At 73.0% G+C, this 19,570-nt stretch carries 22 protein-coding genes; 9 read left to right on the top strand and 13 right to left on the bottom strand.

Annotation, left to right across the window (positions count from 1 at the left end; genetic code table 11):
- Positions 1 to 71 precede the first annotated feature (71 nt).
- The 3 genes from GFH29_RS09850 to GFH29_RS09840 form a co-directional block, all read right to left on the bottom strand.
- Entirely contained in the window at positions 72 to 1,472 is a 1,401-nt protein-coding gene (locus GFH29_RS09850) for an MFS transporter (RefSeq protein ID WP_153323228.1), read from the bottom strand.
- On the bottom strand, positions 1,469 to 2,293 hold the full coding sequence (locus GFH29_RS09845) for a glycerophosphodiester phosphodiesterase (protein WP_228387862.1): 825 nt from the start codon (positions 2,291 to 2,293) through the stop codon (positions 1,469 to 1,471). The genes GFH29_RS09850 and GFH29_RS09845 overlap by 4 nt, the downstream gene beginning before the upstream one ends.
- A gap of 148 nt (positions 2,294 to 2,441) precedes the next feature.
- On the bottom strand, positions 2,442 to 3,968 hold the full coding sequence (locus tag GFH29_RS09840) for a helix-turn-helix domain-containing protein (RefSeq protein WP_153323225.1): 1,527 nt from the start codon (positions 3,966 to 3,968) through the stop codon (positions 2,442 to 2,444).
- Positions 3,969 to 4,059: 91 nt separating this feature from the next.
- Here GFH29_RS09840 and GFH29_RS09835 point away from each other — a divergent pair, with 91 nt between their 5' ends.
- Positions 4,060 to 5,076, top strand: a complete 1,017-nt coding sequence (locus GFH29_RS09835; RefSeq protein ID WP_153323224.1) for a zinc-dependent alcohol dehydrogenase family protein — start codon at positions 4,060 to 4,062, stop codon at positions 5,074 to 5,076.
- A 233-nt stretch (positions 5,077 to 5,309) separates the two neighbouring features.
- On the opposite strand, the gene GFH29_RS09830 is transcribed toward GFH29_RS09835, so the two are convergent.
- The 3 genes from GFH29_RS09830 to GFH29_RS09820 form a co-directional block, all read right to left on the bottom strand.
- Positions 5,310 to 5,735, bottom strand: coding sequence for a hypothetical protein (locus GFH29_RS09830; protein ID WP_153323222.1), 426 nt, complete (start codon positions 5,733 to 5,735; stop codon positions 5,310 to 5,312).
- 116 nt (positions 5,736 to 5,851) lie between these two features.
- A complete protein-coding gene (locus GFH29_RS09825) occupies positions 5,852 to 6,172 on the bottom strand; it encodes a Dabb family protein (protein WP_153337229.1) in 321 nt (106 codons plus the stop codon).
- 63 nt (positions 6,173 to 6,235) lie between these two features.
- Positions 6,236 to 6,982, bottom strand: a complete 747-nt coding sequence (locus GFH29_RS09820; RefSeq protein WP_153323218.1) for an arylmalonate decarboxylase — start codon at positions 6,980 to 6,982, stop codon at positions 6,236 to 6,238.
- 84 nt (positions 6,983 to 7,066) lie between these two features.
- On the opposite strand from GFH29_RS09820, the gene GFH29_RS09815 reads away from it, so the two are divergent.
- Together GFH29_RS09815 and GFH29_RS09810 are read left to right on the top strand one after the other, a co-directional pair.
- Entirely contained in the window at positions 7,067 to 7,918 is an 852-nt protein-coding gene (locus tag GFH29_RS09815) for a class I SAM-dependent methyltransferase (RefSeq protein ID WP_153323217.1), read from the top strand.
- Positions 7,919 to 7,927: 9 nt separating this feature from the next.
- Positions 7,928 to 8,740, top strand: coding sequence for an alpha/beta fold hydrolase (locus GFH29_RS09810; RefSeq protein ID WP_153323215.1), 813 nt, complete (start codon positions 7,928 to 7,930; stop codon positions 8,738 to 8,740).
- Between the two features lie 147 nt (positions 8,741 to 8,887).
- Here the strand turns inward: GFH29_RS09810 and GFH29_RS09805 are convergent, their stop codons facing one another.
- The 3 genes from GFH29_RS09805 to GFH29_RS09795 form a co-directional block, all read right to left on the bottom strand.
- Entirely contained in the window at positions 8,888 to 9,754 is an 867-nt protein-coding gene (locus GFH29_RS09805) for a hypothetical protein (RefSeq protein ID WP_153323213.1), read from the bottom strand.
- Positions 9,755 to 9,967: 213 nt separating this feature from the next.
- Positions 9,968 to 10,168 (bottom strand): Arc family DNA-binding protein, encoded by a 201-nt coding sequence (locus tag GFH29_RS09800; protein WP_153323212.1) that lies wholly within the window; start codon positions 10,166 to 10,168, stop codon positions 9,968 to 9,970.
- 22 nt (positions 10,169 to 10,190) lie between these two features.
- The gene (locus GFH29_RS09795; RefSeq protein ID WP_228387861.1) at positions 10,191 to 11,171 is read right to left on the bottom strand and encodes an SPFH domain-containing protein; all 981 of its coding nucleotides are present in this window, start codon (positions 11,169 to 11,171) and stop codon (positions 10,191 to 10,193) included.
- A 150-nt stretch (positions 11,172 to 11,321) separates the two neighbouring features.
- On the opposite strand from GFH29_RS09795, the gene GFH29_RS09790 reads away from it, so the two are divergent.
- Positions 11,322 to 12,194, top strand: coding sequence for a metallophosphoesterase family protein (locus GFH29_RS09790; protein ID WP_153323208.1), 873 nt, complete (start codon positions 11,322 to 11,324; stop codon positions 12,192 to 12,194).
- A gap of 77 nt (positions 12,195 to 12,271) precedes the next feature.
- On the opposite strand, the gene GFH29_RS09785 is transcribed toward GFH29_RS09790, so the two are convergent.
- Positions 12,272 to 13,165: an aminoglycoside phosphotransferase family protein gene (locus GFH29_RS09785; protein ID WP_228387860.1), complete on the bottom strand. Its 894-nt coding sequence runs from the start codon at positions 13,163 to 13,165 to the stop codon at positions 12,272 to 12,274.
- Positions 13,166 to 13,343: 178 nt separating this feature from the next.
- Between GFH29_RS09785 and GFH29_RS09780 the strand changes: the two genes are divergently transcribed.
- Positions 13,344 to 14,387 carry a S66 family peptidase gene (locus GFH29_RS09780; RefSeq protein ID WP_153323206.1) on the top strand — a complete coding sequence of 348 codons (1,044 nt, stop codon included), beginning with the start codon at positions 13,344 to 13,346 and terminating at the stop codon, positions 14,385 to 14,387.
- Positions 14,388 to 14,459: 72 nt separating this feature from the next.
- Here the strand turns inward: GFH29_RS09780 and GFH29_RS09775 are convergent, their stop codons facing one another.
- A complete protein-coding gene (locus GFH29_RS09775; protein ID WP_228387859.1) occupies positions 14,460 to 15,026 on the bottom strand; it encodes a sortase domain-bontaining protein in 567 nt (188 codons plus the stop codon).
- 148 nt (positions 15,027 to 15,174) lie between these two features.
- Complete coding sequence (locus tag GFH29_RS09770) at positions 15,175 to 16,041, bottom strand: LLM class F420-dependent oxidoreductase (RefSeq protein ID WP_153323205.1); 867 nt, start codon at positions 16,039 to 16,041, stop codon at positions 15,175 to 15,177.
- Positions 16,042 to 16,082: 41 nt separating this feature from the next.
- Here GFH29_RS09770 and GFH29_RS09765 point away from each other — a divergent pair, with 41 nt between their 5' ends.
- A complete protein-coding gene (locus GFH29_RS09765) occupies positions 16,083 to 16,304 on the top strand; it encodes a hypothetical protein (RefSeq protein WP_153323203.1) in 222 nt (73 codons plus the stop codon).
- 1 nt (position 16,305) lies between these two features.
- Positions 16,306 to 16,767 (top strand): hypothetical protein, encoded by a 462-nt coding sequence (locus GFH29_RS09760; RefSeq protein ID WP_153323201.1) that lies wholly within the window; start codon positions 16,306 to 16,308, stop codon positions 16,765 to 16,767.
- A 2-nt stretch (positions 16,768 to 16,769) separates the two neighbouring features.
- Here GFH29_RS09760 and GFH29_RS09755 read toward each other — a convergent pair whose 3' ends face one another.
- Positions 16,770 to 17,582, bottom strand: a complete 813-nt coding sequence (locus GFH29_RS09755; RefSeq protein ID WP_153323199.1) for a pentapeptide repeat-containing protein — start codon at positions 17,580 to 17,582, stop codon at positions 16,770 to 16,772.
- Between the two features lie 72 nt (positions 17,583 to 17,654).
- Between GFH29_RS09755 and GFH29_RS09750 the strand changes: the two genes are divergently transcribed.
- The gene (locus GFH29_RS09750) at positions 17,655 to 18,491 is read left to right on the top strand and encodes an aldo/keto reductase (RefSeq protein ID WP_153323197.1); all 837 of its coding nucleotides are present in this window, start codon (positions 17,655 to 17,657) and stop codon (positions 18,489 to 18,491) included.
- Positions 18,492 to 18,496: 5 nt separating this feature from the next.
- Complete coding sequence (locus GFH29_RS09745) at positions 18,497 to 19,567, top strand: alanine racemase (RefSeq protein WP_228387890.1); 1,071 nt, start codon at positions 18,497 to 18,499, stop codon at positions 19,565 to 19,567.
- Positions 19,568 to 19,570 lie beyond the last annotated feature (3 nt).

The raw sequence follows: 19,570 nt of genomic DNA, 5'->3' as shown, positions 1-19,570 counted from the left end.
GATTCCGACAATCGAGAGGTAACCCGTCCGGTCCGACGTAACCCCTGCCACGTCCGTACCGGACGTCTCTCTCAGCCAGGAGGAGGCGTGGTGACCAGCGCGGAGTCGCTGCGGACGCCGCTGCGCACCGGCAGCAGCAGGAGCAGGCCGAGCAGGAGCACCGTGACGATGCCGAGGATGCCCCAGTGCTGGGCGTCGTCGAGGTCGCTGACACCGGTGAGCTTGGCGCCGATCCAGATGGAGCTCGCGAAGGCCGCCGGGGCCAGGAAGCTGACCGCGCGCCCGGTGGTGGCGTAGAGGCCGAAGACCTGCCCCTCGCGGCCAGCCGGGATCAGGCGGGCCAGGAAGGTGCGCGAGGCCGACTGCGCCGGGCCGACGAAGATGCACAGCGCCAGCCCGCAGACCCAGAAGGTCGTCGTACCGGTGTCGTGGAGGAAGAAGATCAGCGTGCCGGCGAGGAGCATCACGCTCAGCGACAGCACGATCACGCGCTTGGGGCCGATCCGGTCGTCGAGGTGGCCGAAGGCGATCGTGGCGATGCCGGCCACCACGTTGGCGGCGATGCCGAACACGATCACCCCGCTGGCGCTGAAGCCGAAGACCTTCGCCGCGATCACCGCGCCGAAGGTGAACACTCCGGCCAGACCGTCGCGGAAGACCGCGGAGGCACCCAGGAAGTACACCGTGTTGCGGTCGGTGCGCCACAGGTCGGCGATGGTGGCGAACAGGGCGCGGTAGGAGGCGAGCACGCCCATCCGGGGGCCGCGAGTGCCGCGCTGGGCGCGGTCGTCGCGCAGCGTCAGGATGAGCGGCACGGAGAAGACGAGTGTCCAGACGGCGCAGAACAGCATCGTGACGCGTACGTCGAGCCCGTCGGCGGAGGTGACGCCGAAGAGGCCCTTCTTCGGGCTGATCAGGCCGAAGTAGACGATCAGCAGCAGCACGATCCCGCCGAGGTAGCCCAGCCCCCAGCCGAGCCCGGAGATCCGCCCGACGGTGGCGGGGGTGGAGATCTCGTTGAGCATCGCGTTGTAGTTCACCGAGGCGAGCTCGAAGAACACGTTGCCAGCCGCGAGGAGCAGCAGCCCGAGCCACAGGTAGTCCGGGGACGGCTTGACGAAGAACAGCCCGAGGGTCGCCAGGATCACCAGGCCGGTGTTGACCGCGAGCCAGAAGGTACGCCGTCCGGAGCGGTCGGCGCGCTGGCCGCTGATCGGGGCGAACAGCGCGATCAGCACGCCCGCGCCGGCGAGCGCCCAGCCCAGCTTGGAGGAAGCGCCGGGGCCGAAGTCCTTGGAGGTGATGTAGACGCTGAACACGAAGGTCGTGATCACCGCGTTGAAAGCCGCGGAGCCCCAGTCCCACAGCCCCCAGGCGTACACCGGCCAGCCGTAGCGGTCCCGCGGGGTGCCGGGCCGGCCGGGGTCGGCGAGGCCGCCGCCGGTGTTGCCGGACGGCTGGGTCGTCGTCATGCCTGGTGCCTCCACGTGTCGGTCCATTGGCCGCGCTCGACGAGCACGTCCCTCAAGGTGTCGGTGCGGTCGGTGAACAGCCCGTCGACCCCGAGGTCGAGGAGCTCGCGCATCTGGTCCGGGTCGTCGATCGTCCACACGTGGACGTGCTTGCCGGCAGCGTGCGCACGGTGTACCAGGCCCGGGGTGGTCAGCGGCCAGGGACCGCGCCGGTGCGGCACCTGCAGCGCCGCGACCCGCCCGCGGGTGAGGAGGTCGGCGAGACGCCCGCTGGGCAGGAACCGGAAGGCCACCACCTCCAGCGGGTGCGCGGAGGTCGGCACCCGGTGGTCGGTGAGCTCGCGGAAGCGGCGCAGCCGACGGGGGGAGAAGGACCCGACGAGGACCCGGTCCCAGGCGTCGTGGGTGTCGATGAACTCGGCGAGCGCGCTCACGGCGCCGTCGGCCTTGAGGTCGATGTTGAACCGGGCGTCGCCGAACTCCTCGAAGAGACGGGCCAGCGTCGGCACCTCCTCGCGGCCGGCGACGAGCGCCCTGCGGACCTCGGCGTAGCTCAGCGACGCGATCTCGCCGCGCCGGTCGGTCACCCGATCGAGCACCCGGTCGTGGAAGGCGAGCAGCACCCCGTCCCGGGTCACGTGCACGTCGGTCTCGAGGTAGCGGTAGCCAAGCGCCACGGCGTGCTTGAAGGCGGCCAGGGTGTTCTCCAGGCCCTCGATCTCGGGATGGTAGGCCCCGCCGCGGTGCGCGAGCGCCAGCACCTCATGCCCTCCCGCGACCGTGTCGAGGTAGGCGTGCCCGGTGTGCGGCCGTGTGCTCACCGGAGCAGTAAACACCCCGCCGCTGGCGGGCGCGGTGTGCGGGCCGCGGGTGGGGGAGTGTCGTCGTTTGGTCCCCAACGACATCTCCGGAGGCCGGAAAGTTGTCATTGGGGACCAAACGTGGGGGTCAGCGACCCCTCAAAGATCCTCAGATGTCGCGGAACGACTCGATCTGCGCGCCCAGCAGGTTGAGCCGCTGGGCGAGGTCCTCGTAGCCCCGGTGGATCACGTAGGTGCTGCGCAGCACCGAGGTGCCCTTGGAGGCCAGCATCGCCAGCAGGATGACCACGGCCGGGCGCAGGGCCGGCGGGCAGACCAGCTCGGTGCCGGTGAAGGACGTGGGGCCCTCGATCATCACGCGGTGCGGGTCGAGGAGCTTGACGTTGCCGCCGAGCTTGTTGAGGTCGGTGAGGTAGATGGCACGGTTCTCATAGACCCAGTCGTGCAGCAGCGTCTGGCCCTCGGCGACCGCGGCGATGACCGCGAAGAACGGCAGGTTGTCGATGTTGAGGCCCGGGAACGGCATCGGGTGGATCTTGTCCAGGGGCGCGTGCAGGGTCGAGGGCTTGGTGGTGATGTCGATGAGCCGCGTGTGGCCGTTGCGCGCGACGTACTCCGGGGAGCTCTCGTAGCGCAGCCCCATCTCCTCCAGCAGCGCCAGCTCGATCTCGAGGAACTCGATCGGCACCCGCTGGATGGTGATCTCCGACTGGGTCACGATCGCGGCGGCCAGCAGCGACATCGCCTCGATCGGGTCCTCCGACGGCGCGTAGTCCACGTCGACGTCGATGACCTCGCGGCCGGTGACGGTCAGCGTGGTGGTGCCGATGCCCTCGACCGTGACGCCGAGGCGCTGGAGGTAGAAGCACAGGTCCTGGACCATGTAGTTCGACGAGGCGTTGCGGATGACCGTGGTGCCGGGGTGCAGGGCGGCGGCCATCAGCGCGTTCTCGGTGACGGTGTCGCCGCGCTCGGTGAGCACGATCGGCCGCGTCGGGACCACGTTGCGGTTGACCTGGGCGTGGTACATGCCGTCGCTGGCCTTGACCTCGAGGCCGAAGGGGCGCAGCGCGGACATGTGCGGCTCGACGGTGCGGGTGCCGAGGTTGCAGCCGCCGGCGTACGGCAGCTCGAAGTCCGCGGCGCGGTGCAGCAGCGGGCCGAGGAACATGATCACCGAGCGGGTACGCCGGGCCGCGGCCTCGTCGATGCGGCTCAGGTCCAGGTCGCGCGGCGGGATGATCTCGAGGTCGTTGTCGTCGTTGAGCCAGCGGGTGGCCACGCCGAGGCTGCTGAGCACCTCCAGCAGCCGGTTGACCTCCTCGATGCGCGCGACCTTGCGCAGCACGGTGCGGCCGCGGTTGAGCAGCGAGGCGCACAGCAGGGCGACGCCGGCGTTCTTGGAGGTCTTGACGTCGATCGTGCCCGAGAGGGTGGTCGGACCGGTCACGCGCAGGTGCACCGGGCCGGCGCCCACGGCGACGATCTCGGAATCGAGGGCGGCACCGATGCGGGCCAGCATCTCCAGGGAGAGGTTCTGGTGGCCCTTCTCGATGCGGTTGATCGCGCTCTGGCTGGTGGCCAGGAGCTCGGCGAGCTGGGTCTGGGTCAGGCCACGGTGCTTGCGGGCGTCACGGATCAGGTTGCCGATGCGGCCCTTGTAGTCCTCACTCATGTCAACCACGGTAACTCACATGTGAGATATGGCAATTCGCGCCGCGCCGTGGTCTCCAGGGCCCGCGTGGAGCGGGTGCAAAGATGCACCCATGCGTGCCACGACGATCCACGGAACCCGCGACATCCGCGTCAGCGAGGTCCCGGACCCCACCCTCGAGCTGCCCACCGACGCCATCGTGCGAGTCACCGCCGGCTGCATCTGCGGCTCTGACCTGTGGCCCTACCGCGGCGAGAACCCGATCACCCCGGGCGCCACGATCGGCCACGAGTGCATCGGGGTCGTCGAGGCGATCGGCGCCGAGGTGCGCGACGTCCGCGTCGGTGACTACGTGATCGTGCCGTTCTGCCACTGCGACAACACCTGCGCGCACTGCCGCGCCGGCGCCCAGTCCGTGTGCACCCACCTCGGCATGACCGTGTCGGGCCAGGCGGAGCTGGCCCGGGTCACCCAGGCCGACGGCAGCCTGGTCAAGGTCGGCGACACCCCCGACCCCGCGCTGGTGCCCTCGCTGCTGGCGCTGAGCGACGTGATGCCCACCGGCTGGCACGCCGCGGTGAGCGCCGGCGTACGACCCGGCTCGACGGTGGTCGTCGTGGGCGATGGCGCCGTCGGGCTGTGCGGGGTGCTCGCCGCCTCGACGATGGGGGCCGAGCGGGTGATCGCGATGTCGCGCCACGCGCCGCGCCAGGAGATCGCGCGCGCCTTCGGGGCCACCGACGTGGTGGCCGAGCGCGGCAAGGAGGGCGGCGCGATCGTCAAAGAGCTCACCGACGGCATCGGCGCCGACGCGGTGCTGGAGTGCGTCGGCACCGACGAGGCGATGCGGACGGCGTTCGGCGTCGCCCGCCCCGGCTCGATGGTCGGTTTCGTGGGCGTCCCGCACGGCGTCGAGCTGCCGGTGCGCACGATGTTCTCCAAGAACGTGGGGCTGCGCGGCGGGATGGCGCCGGTGCGCCGCTACCTGCCCGAGCTGCTCGACCTGGTGCTGGCCGGGCGCATCGAGCCCGGCCGCGTCTTCGACGCCCGCGTGGGGCTGGACGAGGTCGCCGAGGGCTACCGCGCGATGGACGAGCGGCGCGCGATCAAGGTGCTCGTCGAGCCCTGAGCGGCTCCCGGGGCCGGGTCGGCCTGGAGGCGGGCCCTGGGTTGCGGCCGGTGGGCGCGCGTAACTGCGCAATTGCTGGGCAAAGCACCGCCATCGGGCGGCGGGCGGTGTTTTTCCCAGCAATTGCGCCGAAAGACACCGCCCCCACGCCGCCCGGGCCCCGCGCCGCACAGACGAACGGCCCCGCCCCTCGAGTGAGGGGCGGGGCCGTTCGCGCGAGCGTCAGCCGAGGCTCAGCGGATGTCCTTCGGCGAGGAGGCCATCATCGCCACGCCCACGAGGATCGTGATACCGCCGCCGATCTCGCTGATCATCGTGCCGGTGGCGGAGTCCTGGAAGATGCCGGCCAGCAGTGAGGCGAGGCCGCACAGGCCGATGACGGCGAGCAGCGGGACCCGCGCGATGTCGACCTTCAGCGCCAGGATCGCCATCAGGGCGATCGTGGCCAGGATGCTGGCGCGGTAGCCGTCGTACATCCCGTCGTGGTCGTTGGGGAAGATCAGCCAGGCGCAGAGCATCAGGGCGATCGAGCCCGAGAGCGCGATGATCCAGCCGAGCGGGGCCACGACGGGCGGCAGCGGCTCGACCGGGACGTAGGTCGTCGGCTCCACCGTGGCGGGTGTCGTCGGGGCGTCGGTGCGGCGGACGGGCGTGCTCACAAGGATCTCCTTGGCAGATGTCGGAACGGGCTGAGTCTAGTGACCGGCTGCCCCCGCGCTCGGGCGGGTCGGCTCCCGTGTCGTCCCGGACTCGGCCTCGGGCGTCCGGCGGGACCTCAGACCAGGGCGTCGGCGGCCGGCTCGGCGCCGTCGACCTGGAGGAAGGTCTTGCTCGCGAGGACCGGGCCGATGACGGTCTTGACGACCTCCACGTGCGCGGGGTGGACGCTGTAGGCCTCCCAGTCCGCGCGGGAGTCGAAGCCCATCACGAACAGGACGTCGGAGTTGCCCTCCTTGATGCCGGCGTCGAAGACCACCCGTGCCGAGCGCAGGCCGTCGATGCGGCCGAGCAACGAGCCCAGCCCGTCGGCGATCGCGGTGCGGTCGGCCTCGGTGGCCTCGTCGGTGAGCGTCAGGACGCCGATGTGCTGGAACACGGGGATGTCTCCTGGGTCGTGGGGGTCTGGGCGGGTCGGGTCAGGACAGAGGGGCCGGAGCGCTCAGTGCAGCTCGAGCAGCGAGCCGTGGCCGGCGATCTTGTCGTCGATGCCGTTGGCCCGCAGCGCGTGCCAGATGGTGGCGACGTTGATCGCGATGACCGGCTTGCCCAGCTCCTTCTCGAGCTCGGCCGCGACCACGATCGCCTCCAGGTTGGTGCCGCACTGGATCAGCGCGTCGACGTCGGGCCCGTCCACGGCGAGGAACGCCTCCCGGATGGTCTCCGGGGTCTCATCGGCGATCGAGGTGGCCGAGGCCGAGCACAGGCCCGTGATCGCGGCGACCTCGAACCCGAGCTCGCTGAAGTAGGCCACGACCTGCTCGTCGCCGACCGGCTGGTACGGCGTGACCACACCGATCCGCTTGGCGCCGAACGCGGCAAGCGCCTCGCCGGCGGCGGTGGCGCCGGTGCTGACCTCGAGCCCGGTGAGGTCGCGGACGTGCTGCTCGAACGCAGCATTGCCCTTCACCCCGCCCCAGAACGTCTCGGCCGACATCCCCATCACGATGTAGTCGGGCTGGCAGGTCATCACGACCTCGAGGGCGTCGGGCAGGGCCTCGTTGAGGCACTCGCGGAACTTGCCGAACGCATCGGCGGAGTCCAGGGCGGGTGCCTTGATCATGATCCGACCGGTGTGCCAGGACAGGTCCCGGGGCCGGATGTGGTGGTACTCGCGCTCCACCGAGGTGTTGGTGGAGGGGACGACCAGCGCGAACTTCGGGCCCTTGGCGACGGTGGCTGCACTCATGAGGAGGAAGATATCGGATATACGATCCGCGTGTCTCGGGACCTTCGACCCGTGTCGGGGCCGTGCGGATGCTTCGATGTCGCGATGCAGGAGACGACGGGGGAGACCGGCACCACGACCGAGACCGGCGCGGGTAGGTGGTCTGGCGTCGCCGACGCGTACGCCGCGTCGTTCGCGACGCTGTGCCACGGCGGGGTGCCTGGCCTGCTGGACGCGGCGGCGGCCCAGCTGGGCGAGCTGGCCGGCCGCAGCGTGCTCGACGTCGGCTCGGGCACCGGCGCGGTGGCCGCCGAGGTGGCCCGGCGCGGTGCGCTGGTCACCGCCGTCGACCCGGACCCCGACCTGCTCGCGCTCAGCGCCGCGGCGTTCGACGGCCCGGTGGTGCTCGGCGGGCTGCCGCGACTTCCGTTCGCGGACGCGTCGTACGACGTAGTGGTGGCGGGGTTCGTGATCAACCAGGTGGGCGACCCGCGGGCCGGCGTACGGGAGCTGGCGCGGGTGGCCTCGCGGGTGGTCGCGGCGACCATCTGGCCCTCCGGCCCACGTCCGAGCGCCCTGCTGCTCGATGAGGTGCTGCGCCGCGGCGGGGCACAGGCGGCGCCGGGGGAGCGGCTGCCGGCGGAGCTGGACTTCGATCGCTCGGTCGACGGACTCGGGGGCCTGCTGGTGGAGGCCGGGCTGGTCGACGTCGCCGCGCGCGAGCTGCGCTTTCCCTGGCGGATCACCCCGGCAGCACTGTGGACAGGGGTCGCCGGGGGAGTCGGCGTGGTCGGGCGGACCTACTTGGCGCAGTCGGCGGATGGCCGGGCGCGGGTGCGCGCGGCGTACGACGCGGTGGTCGGTGAGCAGTTGGCCGAGCAGGTCCGCGAGGGCGGCTCCGGCGACGAGCTGGTGCTGGACGAGGTGGCGGTCGTCGCTGCGGGACGACACCCCTAGGCTGGCCCGGTGAGCACTGCCGCAAGGTCCACCAGCACCGCGATCCACAGCACCGAGGTCGGCGACAGCGGCAGCCGGGTCGTCTTCCTGCACGGCCTGTTCGGCCAGGGGCGCAACTTCACCCAGGTCGCCAAGGCGTTGCGCCCGGAGCTGCGCTCGTTGCTGGTCGACCTGCCGAACCACGGGCGCTCGGCGTGGACCGAGCGCTTCGGGTACGCCGAGACCGCCGACCTGGTCGCCGAACACCTGCGCGCCGGGTTCGCCGCCGACGGGCCGGTGCACCTGGTCGGGCACTCGATGGGCGGCAAGACCGCGATGCAGCTGGCGCTGCGCCACCCGGACCTGGTGGACCGCCTCGTGGTCGTGGACATCTCGCCGGTCGCGAACGGGAGCACGGGGGAGTTCGAGCACCTGCTCGACAGCCTGGCCGGCCTCGACCTGGCCACGCTGGAGCGGCGCGCCGACGCCGACGAGCGGCTCACCGAACCGATCTCCGACGAGCGGGTGCGCGGCTTCCTGCTGCAGAACCTGCGTGCCGCCGACGGCGGGTTCCGCTGGCAGGCCAACCTCGAGCTGCTGCGTCGCGACCTGCCCGAGATCGGCGGCTGGCCCGAGGTGGACGCCAGCTTCGACCACCCGGTGCTGTGGCTGGCCGGCGAGAAGTCGCCGTACGTCCGGCCGGAGCACGAGGACGCGATGCGCGCGCTGTTCCCGCGCACCCGGCTGGCAACGATCAAGGGCGCCGGGCACTGGGTGCACTCCGAGCAGCCCGAGTCGTTCGTCTCCGCGTTGCGGGTGTTCCTCGGCGCTGCGGCGGGCTGAGGGCGACGTAACCTCACGTTTGGCCGTCATCGCGGCGCCCGGCAGCCCCTTCCGAGACCTCACCGCATATCGCCGATAACTGACATTATGTCAGGTTACGTCCGCGACGACCCCCTCTCGACCGCCAAGCGCCTGCTCAGCGCGCACTCACCCACCGCTTGATACCTCAGCCGTCTCCGGCGAGAACGCGAGCCGCCCCAGCGACAGATCCGCCGCCCGCAGGCCGTGGGCCGACGACGCCCCGGTGCGCAGCCAGGTCTGTGCTGCGGCGGCATGGGACCGGTTCAGGCTGCGCGAGCTCAGTGGCAGGCCGCGCGCATAGACGCTGCCGTTGCGGGTGCCGGGGCGCAGCGTCACGAACAGCGCCCGGACCCGCTCCGAGGCCACGACCTGCTCGCGGACGGCGAGCCACGCCCGCACCGCCTCGAGGACGTGGCCGGGCAGCGTGAGCGGAAGGAGGTACGGCGCGCCGGGGCCGGGCGGGTTCCGCATCAGGCCCGCGACATGACCGTCGGGCGCCACGCTGCGGTCGGTGAGCGAGGCGATCTCGCCGACCCACAGGCCCGCAGAGGCCAGCGCCGCTGCCGCCCAGGTGCGGGCGCCGGACTCACTGGTGTCGTGGCGGAGCCAGGTCAGGAACGCACGACGCGCGACGCCGTCGGTCCAGCCACGATCGGGTGCCGTCCCGACAACCGGGACCGGCCCCTCCAGGCCCACGACGGCGCTCAGCTCGCGCAGCACGGAGGACCGCACCCGCATGGAGGCTGCCGTCGACGGATGCTCGCCGCTGCCCCTGCTGCGCAGCGCGCCGGCGGCCGCCAGGGTCAGGTAGGTCCGCGCCTGCTCACCGGCCAGCCACGCCTCGCACTCCGGCGCCTCGTCCCCGCTCAGATCGCGGGCGCGGTGGATCTCCCCCACGACCCAGCTGAGCTGTCGGGCGCGGCCCGCGCCGGCGTACTGCGACGCGGTCCGCGCGGCAGCCCACAGAGCACATCGCCGTTCGGTGCAGGTCACTCGCCGTACCGTAGCCGCGCCCACCCCCAAGCCCCCTCGTTGCTGCGGGGCGGCGAGGGAGCGGACTCGGCTCGGTGGGGTCGGTGGGTGATTGGCGGTTGCGTCTGTTATCTCCACACGGATCGGGCACGATTGGTCACGAACGACACCCAGGACCCCCGAATTGTTGTCGTTGGGGACCAAACGTGAGGGGTCGCCCGACCCCAGGCATGCTCACTCCCCCGCGCGCTCGTCGGGCTCCTCACCCGGCAGCCGACCGGCGCGCACCAGCGCGTCGTGCAGGATCTTCTCGATCTGGGCGTTGACGGAGCGCAGCTCGTCGTCGGCCCAGCGGCGTACGGCGTCCGCGACCTGCGGGTTCAGCCGGAGCGGGATCTGCTTGCGTTCCGGCCGGCCGGGCACTCCGCGGGGCACGTCGCGTCCTCGGCCGTCGCGCTCAGTACAGCGAGCCGACGTTGAGGACCGGCGTCGCCGATCCCCCGCCGACCAGCACGGTCATGAGGTTGGAGGTCATCGCCGCTCGGCGCTCGGGGTCCAGCTCGATGTCACCGCTCTTCTCCAGCGCGGCCAGCGCCTCGGTCACCAGTCCTACGGCGCCGGTCACCATCACCTGACGGGCGTCGAGGACCGCCTGGGCCTGCTGGCGCTGGAGCATCGCGCCGGCGATCTCAGCGGCGTAGGAGAGGTTGGAGAGCCGCACCTCGAGCACCTCGAGGCCGGCGATGTGGATGCGCTCGTTGAGCTCCACGACCAGCTCGTCGGCGACCTCGGCGCCGTTCTCGCGCAGCGTGATCACGTGCGGAGACCGCTCGACCTCCTCCTCGGTCTGGTCGGTCGCGGCCGCCTGCGCCTGCGCGTCGTAGGGGTGCGTCGCGACGACGTGGCGCAGCGCGGCCTCGGCCTGCGTAGTGATGAAGGCGTTGTACTGGTCCACCGCGAACGCCGCCTTCGCCGTGTCCGCGACCTGCCACACGACGATCGCCGACACCTCGACCGGCGAGCCGGTCTTCTCGTTGACCTTCAGGGTCTGGGTCTCGAAGTTCTGCACCCGCACCGGCACCTGGCGACGCCCGGTGAGCGGCACCGTCCAGGACAGCCCCGTGCGCCGGACCGTGCCGATGTAGGCGCCGAAGAACGTCACCACCCGGGTCTCCCCCGGCGCGATCACGCTGAAGCCGGTGAGAGCCACGAGCCCGGCGGCGGCGAGCACGACCCCGAGCGCGAACAGCGTCACCGCGACGCCGACGCTGTCGCTCTCCCCCGCACCGATCCCCAGCACGACGAGCGCCGCCGAGGCCAGGAGGCCCACGAGCACCGCGCCGAGCACCGGCCAGCCGCCGACCGCGAAGCCGCGCTTCTCCTGGATGTCGACACGGACCGAGGGGGTCGGGACGGCAGCGGGCGGCACAGCGCTCACGGGCGGTTCTCCTTCAAGTTGTCGGGCGACTCGCCCGAGAAGTGATATCACGACGATATCAGTGACCGCTCGCGGTCGCGAGTGGCGCTCGACCGCACGAGGACCCGGGGCCATGCTGGGCCCACCCGCGTACGACGACCGGAGGGCCCCGTGACCCGGATCCTGCACCTGTCCGACACCCACGCCGCCGCTGCGGGCATCGACATGGACGGCGTCGACGCCGTCGCAGCGCTGGAGCGGATGCTGCACGACGTGCGCCACGTGCCCGGGATCCAGCTCGTCGTGGTCAGCGGGGACGTGGCCGACGACGGCTCCCAGGCCGGCTGCCGCGCGGTACGCGAGCCGGTCGGCACCTTCGCCCGGGCACGCGGGATCCCCCACGTCTACTGCACCGGCAACCACGACGACCGCTCCGCGTTCGGCGCCGCCCTCGGCAGCGGCCATCTCGGCCCCGACGGCGAGGACCGCGGGACGCCGCTCGTCCCGGGCTCGCCGCTGCGCGCGGCGCACAGCCTCGTCGGCGGGCTCCGGGTCCTGACCCTCGACACCCTCGTCCCCGGCCACACCCACGGCGCGCTCGACAGCGATCAGCTCGACGCCCTGGCGGAGCTGCTCGCGACCCCGGCACCCGACGGAACCGTGCTGGTGCTGCACCACCCGCCGCTCCACATCGCCTCCATGCCACTGCTGGCCGAGGTCGTGCTCCGCGACATCGCCGCCCTCCGCGACGTCGTGCGCGGCACCGACGTGCGCGCCGTGCTCGCCGGCCACCTGCACCACCCGGTCACCGGATTCCTGGCCGGTACGCCGGTCTGGGTGGCTCCCGGTGTCGTCACCCGCATCGACACCACCGCACCGGCCCACCTGGTCCGCGGCGTGCTCGGCGCCGGAGCGGGACTGCTCGACCTCGGCCCGGCGGACGCGACGACGTACCACCTGCTGCACGCCCGGGACCCGCGCGCCGGCGAGCCGGTCTACCTGTACGACGCGGCGAGCGGCGAGGACGTCGCCGACGAGCGGTGAGCGCACTCCCCCGGCCGCCCCGTCGTCGTTGCTGCGTGTTGGGGCGGTGGGCCTCGCGGGTCCCGGAGTCCGGTGAGCTACGTCCGGTAGCGTCTGTTATCCGGCGGGTGGTTTCCCGCTTCGGCCAGCACCTCCGCGACCATCCGGTGGCCCTGGGCCTCGAAGGGCTCGTCGCCGACCTGGTGGGCCCACACCGCGGTGCCGATGGCCTCGCGGACCCGGGTGCGGAACCAGGCGTCGGCGTCGCGGGGGTCGGTGCCGTAGCCGGTGAGGAACGCCGACTCCGCCCCCGGTACGACGCGGAACTGCTGGGCGGCCAGGCGGGTCAGGTCGCTCATCGCCGGGCGCAGGTCCGCGCGGCCGAGGTCGATCGCGCGCACGGTGGCGCCGTCGATCAGCCAGTTGCGCGGCTGCCAGTCGCCGTGGGTCGGCACCAGCCGCGTCGGCGGCGTCGGCCAGCCGCTCACCATCTCGTGCAGCGCGGCCGCGGCGGCGGGCTCGATGCGGTGCGAGCGGGCCAGCCAGGCCAGCGCCTTGTCGCGCTCGCGGGCCTCGAAGCCCTCGTCCACGACGCTCAGCTGGTCGTGGAGAAGCCGCAGCAGCCAGCCGGCCTGCTCGTAGGTGTCCGGGTCGCTCTCGGCGGGGTTGCCCTGCACCAGCTCCCCGGGCAGATACCGGGTCACGAGCAGCTTCGCCGCCTCGTCCCCGTGCACCAGCACCGGCGCCCGACCGCGGGAGGTCCAGGGCGTGAGCCACTCGCGGTGCGCGCGCAGCTCGCGGGCCAGGTGGTGGTCGGCCGCGTCGCCGGCCTTGACGACGTACGGCCCGCCGTCGTGCTCGACCTGCAGGACGGTGGTGCCGACCAGTCCCCAGCCGAGGTCGCGCACCAGGCGCCACCCGGGCAGCCACTCGGCGAGGAGATCGGCCTGCTGCCCGCTCAAGCGACCGGCCGGCGTCTCGCTCTGCTCCACCGCAGCAGGCTAGTGCGGACCCCGGCCCGCAAGCCCCTCCCCCGGCACCCGCCGTCTTCGCTGGCCGTCTGGACGGTGAGCCTCGAGATTCCTCGGGGCCGGGGTCCACGCCCGGTCGCGTCTGTTATCCGCACCGGGCCCAGTCGTCCGGTGCGCGCCTCCCCTAGGGTCACCTCCCATGGAGCTCGTCGCAGTACCCAAGGCCCGGCCCGGCGACAAGGTCGCCGTCCTCTCCCCCTCGTTCGCGGCGCCGGCCGTGGCACCCGCCGTGCACGACCAGGCGCTGGCCCGACTGACGGCCGTCACCGGGCTGGTGCCGGTCGAGTACCCGACCACCCGGCAGCTCGGGGCGTCGGCGCAGGCGCGCGCCGCCGACCTGAACGCCGCGTTCGCCGACCCCGAGATCCGCGCGGTGCTGGCCACGGTGGGCGGCGAGGACCAGATCACGGTGGTCCCGCACCTGGACGCCGGGCTGGTGACCCGCGACCCCAAGCCGTTCCTCGGCTACAGCGACAACACCAACATCTTGAACTGGCTGTGGGGCCACGGCGTCCCCGGCTTCTACGGCGGCTCCACGCAGGTCCACCTCGGGGCCGGGCCCGGCATCGACGCCGTCCACGAGCAGTCCCTGCGCGCCGCCCTCCTCACCGGCGAGCGCCTCGAGATCACCGAGCCCGGCGAGTCGGAGGACTTCGGCCGGGACTGGGCCGACCCCCGCGCGCTGCACGAGTACGGCGACCGCGAGCCCACCGAGCCGTGGACCTGGGCCGGCCCCGCCCGCGCGGTCACCGGGCGCACCTGGGGCGGATGCATCGACGTCCTGCAGTGGATCCTGACCGCGGGGCGCTTCGCGGCGGACCCGGCCGTGGTCGCCGGCGGCGTACTGCTCCTGGAGACCTCCGAGGAGCTGATGCCGGCCACCGAGTTCGGCTGGATCCTGCGCAGCCTCGGTGAGCGCGGGATCCTGGAGGCCGTCGACGCGGTGGTCGTCGCCCGCCCGCCGACCTCCGACTTCACCCGGCGCCCGTCGTCCGCGGAGCGCCTGGCCAAGCGCGAGGAGCAGCGCGACGTCGCGATCGAGCTGGTCGGGCGCTACCACCGCGACGCGGTGGTCGTGGTCGGCCCGCCCTTCGGCCACACTCGGCCCCAGTGGATCGTGCCGTACGGCGGGGTGATGAGCGTCGACGGCACGGCCCGGCGGCTGTTCGCTGACTACTCCTGAGGCGCCGACTTCCGCAGGCCTGTGGACGCTTCCCCCGTCGTACGCCGCATGTGAAGCGACGATAACCCCGCGTTACAGCGGGTTCTCGGCGCGTTCCCCCACGCCGACCACGACCTCGACCAGCACCGCGACCTTGTCGATGCGGTGCTCGGGGTTGCCGTGCTCGTCGGCCCACCAGTTGCCCGCGGCGTGGTCCTCGGGGGTCGCGCAGGTCGACAGCGTGAGCATCGCCTGCCGCGGGCGCGCGCCCGGGCGTCCCGGGACCGCGGCGCGCTGCTCGCGCAGCGACTGCGCCGAGCGGAACGACGTACGCCGGGTGGCGCGCACCTCGTAGACGTAGCGGGTCTTCCCCACGTCGATGAGCACCCGCGACCCGTGGCTCAGCGACGGGAGGTGCTCGAAGGCCCGCGTCGAGGAGACCCGGTGCGCGGTGACCTGGTAGTTGCCCACCCCGCCGGGGCCGGTGCCACCGCCGGGCCCGTGCGGGCTCGCGGCCACGCCGCCGTCCTGGATCGCGGTGCCCGGCGCGTCGTCGGTGACCCCGCGGTAGGGCACCACGGCGAGGTCGGTGATGCCGAGCGCGGGCACCGAGAGCAGCGCCCGCGCGGGGCGCCCGTCGCTCACCGCCAGCTCGAGCACCGGCGCCGCCGCGGCGGGCCAGGCAGCCGGGGCCGGCTGCTCCGGGGCGCCCCGCGGGGCGGCACCACTCCCACCACCACCGCCACTGCCACCCGCGGAGCACGCGCTCACCAGCAGCAGACCGACCACCGCGGCCGGCCAGCGCCGCTCAGAGCGCGCGCAGCCGCGGCACCACATCGTCCACCAGTGCGGTGGTCCAGGCGACCGGGTCGTCACCGGTCGGCATCGTGGTGACCAGGTCGATCCCGAGCGCGGCGTACTGCTCCACCAGCGCCAGGAACCGCTCCCGCTCGCCGACAGGGTCGAGCGAGACCAGCACGGTCTTCTCGATGTCGTCGTAGTCGCGCCCGACGTCGTCGCAGTGGCGGCGCAGCACGTCGAGCTTGTGCTTCATCTCCTCGGGCTCGAAGCCGAACAGGTTGCATGCGTCGGCGTACGCCGCGACCAGGCGCAGGGTCTTGCGCTCGCCGCTGCCGCCGATCAGCACCGGCACCCGACCGCGCACCGGAGGCGGCACGCAGACGGTCTCGGCGAGCTCGTAGTGCGCACCGCGATAGGGGCCGTCGTCCTCGCTCCACATCTGCCGGCAGATCTGCAGCGTCTCCTCGAGCCGCTCGAAGCGCTCGGCGGTGGGCGGGAAGGCCACGCCGAGGCCGCGATGCTCCCGCTCGTACCACGCGGCGCCGATGCCGAGCACCGCCCGGCCGCCGGAGAGCACGTCGAGGGTGGTGACGGTCTTGGCCAGCAGCCCCGGGGCCCGGTAGGTGACCCCGGTGACCAGCAGCCCCAGCCGGAGCCGGCGGGTGACCGCGGCCAGGTAGCCCAGCGTCGTGTAGCCCTCCAGCATCGGCGCCGGCGGCCCGCCGAGGTCCTCCATCTGGAACCAGTGGTCCATCACGCTCATCATCGCCACGCCGCCCTCGTCGGCGACCCGCGCGGTCTCGCCCAGGCGCTCGGCGAGCCGGGCGTCCCAGCCGGGGTGGTCGAAGCGGGCGTAGTGGATGCCGAGGTCCATGCCCGCGAGCGTACGCCCGGAGACGGTGGGTACTACCGGACATGACTGAGCAGCGAAGCAGCGAAGAGTTCGAGGCCGTGCAGAACGTCGTGGACCGGGTCACCTCCTGGCAGGACGGCGCGACCGAGGGCACCGTCCACGAGGAGCTGCAACGCGGCTTCCTCGCCGCTGGCGTCACGGTCAGCGAGGAGGACACCGCCCGGCTGGCCGACGCGATCGAGTCGCGTCACGGTGCCGTCGACGCCCAGGCAGTGCTGGGCTGACGTGTCCGGGCCGGACCGCGCCCACCAGCGTCCGCCCGGTGTCGGCGAGGACACCGTGGCGGCGCTGGGCAAGCTGTCCGAGGCCCTCGAGTGCGTCGAGGTCGCCCGCGGCCACCTCTACGCCTTCCACCGGCTCAGCGGCACCGCCGACCTGACGCTGGACGACGCGGTCGCGCTGTTGCGCGACGCCGGCCACGACGAGCTCGCCGACCGCGTCGAGCGCGAGCTCGTCGGGCGCAACGTCATCGAGGGCCGCTGGACCTTCCAGGTCGTCGAGGGCTACGACGACACCTACTACGCCGCGTTCAAGGCACTCGAGCAGGAGGCGCGCGACGCCCTGGTCGACGGTCGCCGCCACCTCTACGAGGCGCAGATGAAGGAGGACCGACGTACGCCGGGGCACCCGGACCACACCGCGACACCGGGGGCGCCACCGGACGCGGGCTCCGATGTCCTCCAGTGAGCTCAGTGCGCGCCGGGCCCGGACGTCCAGTGCCCCGGGCGCACGAGCCCGTCCGGCAGCCGGGTCCGCTCGTCGCCGGCGGCGGCGTCGAGCTGCGGCTGGGTGAGCAGGAGCGCTCCGGAGAGGTCGGCGCCGTCGAGGCGCGCGTCGCGCAGGTCGGCGCCCAGCAGGTCGGCGCGGCTCAGGTCGCTGCCGTCGAGCCGCGCGGCGAGGAGCAGCGCGCCGCGCAGGTCCGCTCCACGCAGGTCGGTGCCGCGCAGGTCGCGGCCCACCAGGTCGGCGCCGGCGAGCGAGGCGCCCCCGCCCCCACGGACCTCGGCACTGAGCCGGCGCAGCAGGTCGCCGGTCGCGGCCCGCAACCGGTCCACGTCGACGTCGAGCACCTGCGCCGGCGTGCCGTTGCTCGCGGCCCGCAGCCGGTCCCGGAGGGTGGCCAGCTCCTGGTGTCCGGTCGGCGCCCAGCGGGCGGCGTCGGTGAGCAGGACCAGCATCTCGTGCAGGCCGCGGACCACCGCGAAGACCGCGAACATCTCCCCCACCACGACGTCACCGTCGCGCCACGAGCGGCCGGCGTACACCACCTGGCTGACCTGCTGGCCGGCGCCGTGGCAGCCGAACACGGTGCACCCGACCATCCCGCGCTCGCGCAGGTCGGCGTGGATGCCGCACGCGTCGGCCGGGGTCAGGTGGCGACACGCCTCGCCGGCCGCCTTGTCGAAGGCGAAGTCGCGCGAGCGCCCGAACGGCAGCGCCACGCAGCACAGCCCCACGCACGCACCGCAGTCCGGACGCAGGCTCGGGTCGACGGTGCTCATGACGACATTCTTCCCGGGTCCCTGCCCGAGCGCCTCTCCCCCGTCCGGGGCGGCGGCGCTAGCGTCGTGGACATGGCGCTCCCCGACCACACGCTGCACGACGGCCGCACCCTGCCCGCGATCGGGTTCGGCACCTACACGCTGACCGGCGAGGACGGCGTCCGCGCGATCACCAGCGCCCTGGAGACCGGCTACCGGCTGCTCGACACCGCGGTGAACTACGACAACGAGCGCGAGGTCGGCGAGGCGATCCGTCGATCCGGCCTGCCGCGCGAGGAGCTGCGGGTGACCAGCAAGCTCCCGGGCCGCCACCACGCGTACGACGACGCGATCCGCAGCACCCACGAGTCGCTCGAGCGGCTGGGCCTGGACCGCCTCGACCTGCACCTCATCCACTGGCCCAACCCCAGCCAGGACCAGTACGTCGAGGCCTGGCGCGCGCTGGTGGAGCTCCAGGCGCAGGGGCTGGTGACCTCCATCGGCGTCTCCAACTTCACCGCGGCCCACCTGGAGCGGATCATCGCCGAGACCGGCGTGACCCCGGTGGTCAACCAGGTCGAGCTGCATCCGTGGTTCCCGCAGGCCCCGCTGCGCGCGGTGCACGAGCGGCTCGGGATCCTCACCGAGTCCTGGAGCCCGCTGGGCAAGCGCAAGGCCCCCTTCGACCAGCCGGCGGTCGCCGACGCCGCCCGCGCCCACGGGGTCACCCCCGGGCAGGTGGTGCTGCGCTGGCAGGTCCAGCTCGGCAACCTGCCGATCCCCAAGTCCGCGACGCCGGAGCGGCAGCGGGCCAACCTCGACCTCGACGGCTTCGAGCTGAGCGAGGCCGAGATGTCCGCCATCACCGCCCTGGGCCGGCCGGACGGGCGCCTGTTCGGCGGCGACCCGGACGTCCACGAGGAGCAGTGAGCGCGATGTTCCACGCGATGCCCGAGGAGCCCCGGACGCCGTACCTGCGCGCCGACCTCGCCCGAGTCAGCCGCAACCTCCAGCGCGCCGCCGACCTCGCCGCTGCCGCGGGGGTGAGCCTGCGCCCGCACGCCAAGACCCACAAGTCCCGCGAGGTCGCCGAGCTCCAGCTGGGCGCGGGCGCGGTGGGGCTCACCGTCGCCACGATCGGCGAGGCGGAGGCGTTCGCGGCGTACGGGTGCACCGACCTGTTCATCGCCTACCCCCTGTGGCTCGACGAGCCCTCCGCCCGGCGCCTGGTCGACCTCTCCGAGACCACCCGGCTCGCGGTCGGGGTGGACTCCGTGGCGGGCGCCGCCAACGCCGGACGCCACCTCGGCGGTCACGACATCGAGGTCCTGGTCGAGATCGACAGCGGTCAGCACCGCAGCGGCGCCGAGCCCGACGAGGCCGGCGCGGTCGCCGAGGCAGCCACCCACGCCGGGCTGCCGGTGCGCGGGGTGTTCACCTTCCCCGGCCACGGGTACGGCGAGGACCCCGCCACCGTCGCCCGCGAGGAGGCCGCGGCACTGAGCGGCGCGGTCGCGTCGCTCGCGGCCGTGGGCATCGAGGCGCGGGTGGTCTCGGGGGGCTCCACCCCGACCCTGGCGCACACCGACCTCGGGGTGGTCAGCGAGCTGCGCCCCGGCGTCTACGTCTTCAACGACGCCCAGCAGTGGGAGCTCGGGGTCGCCAGCCCCGACGACATCGCGCTCACCTGCGTGGCCACCGTGGTCAGCCACGCCGGCGGCCGCCTGATCCTCGACGCCGGCAGCAAGGCGCTCGGCGCCGACCGCGCGCCGTACGCCTCGGGGTGGGGCCGGCTGCCCCGGGCACCGTTCGCCCGCATCGTGCAGCTCGCCGAGCACCATGCGGTCGTCGACTTCGCCGACGCGGTGCTGCCCCCTCTGGGCAGCAAGGTCGAGATCGCGCCCAACCACGTGTGCGCGGCTGTCAACCTGCACGACGTGATCTGGTCGGAGGACGCCGCCGGTCCGCAGCCGTGGTCGATCACCGCCCGGGGCCGCAACGGCTGAGGC

Origin of the sequence: Nocardioides sp. dk884, assembly GCF_009557055.1 — a bacterium.
GTDB lineage: Bacteria > Actinomycetota > Actinomycetes > Propionibacteriales > Nocardioidaceae > Nocardioides.
The sequence above is the reverse complement of the archived record's forward strand: the minus strand, read 5'-3'. Positions and strand labels throughout refer to the sequence as shown.

What these genes read in the sequence shown, in the direction of transcription:
- GFH29_RS09745 (WP_228387890.1), top strand. Translation starts at nt 18,497, where the DNA reads ATGTTCCACGCGATGCCCGAGGAGCCCCGGACGCCGTACCTGCGCGCC.
- GFH29_RS09840 (WP_153323225.1), bottom strand. Translation starts at nt 3,968, where the DNA reads ATGAGTGAGGACTACAAGGGCCGCATCGGCAACCTGATCCGTGACGCC.
- GFH29_RS09755 (WP_153323199.1), bottom strand. Translation starts at nt 17,582, where the DNA reads ATGAGCACCGTCGACCCGAGCCTGCGTCCGGACTGCGGTGCGTGCGTG.
- GFH29_RS09820 (WP_153323218.1), bottom strand. Translation starts at nt 6,982, where the DNA reads ATGAGTGCAGCCACCGTCGCCAAGGGCCCGAAGTTCGCGCTGGTCGTC.
- GFH29_RS09765 (WP_153323203.1), top strand. Translation starts at nt 16,083, where the DNA reads ATGACTGAGCAGCGAAGCAGCGAAGAGTTCGAGGCCGTGCAGAACGTC.
- GFH29_RS09780 (WP_153323206.1), top strand. Translation starts at nt 13,344, where the DNA reads ATGGAGCTCGTCGCAGTACCCAAGGCCCGGCCCGGCGACAAGGTCGCC.
- GFH29_RS09850 (WP_153323228.1), bottom strand. Translation starts at nt 1,472, where the DNA reads ATGACGACGACCCAGCCGTCCGGCAACACCGGCGGCGGCCTCGCCGAC.
- GFH29_RS09835 (WP_153323224.1), top strand. Translation starts at nt 4,060, where the DNA reads ATGCGTGCCACGACGATCCACGGAACCCGCGACATCCGCGTCAGCGAG.
- GFH29_RS09770 (WP_153323205.1), bottom strand. Translation starts at nt 16,041, where the DNA reads ATGGACCTCGGCATCCACTACGCCCGCTTCGACCACCCCGGCTGGGAC.
- GFH29_RS09750 (WP_153323197.1), top strand. Translation starts at nt 17,655, where the DNA reads ATGGCGCTCCCCGACCACACGCTGCACGACGGCCGCACCCTGCCCGCG.
- GFH29_RS09815 (WP_153323217.1), top strand. Translation starts at nt 7,067, where the DNA reads ATGCAGGAGACGACGGGGGAGACCGGCACCACGACCGAGACCGGCGCG.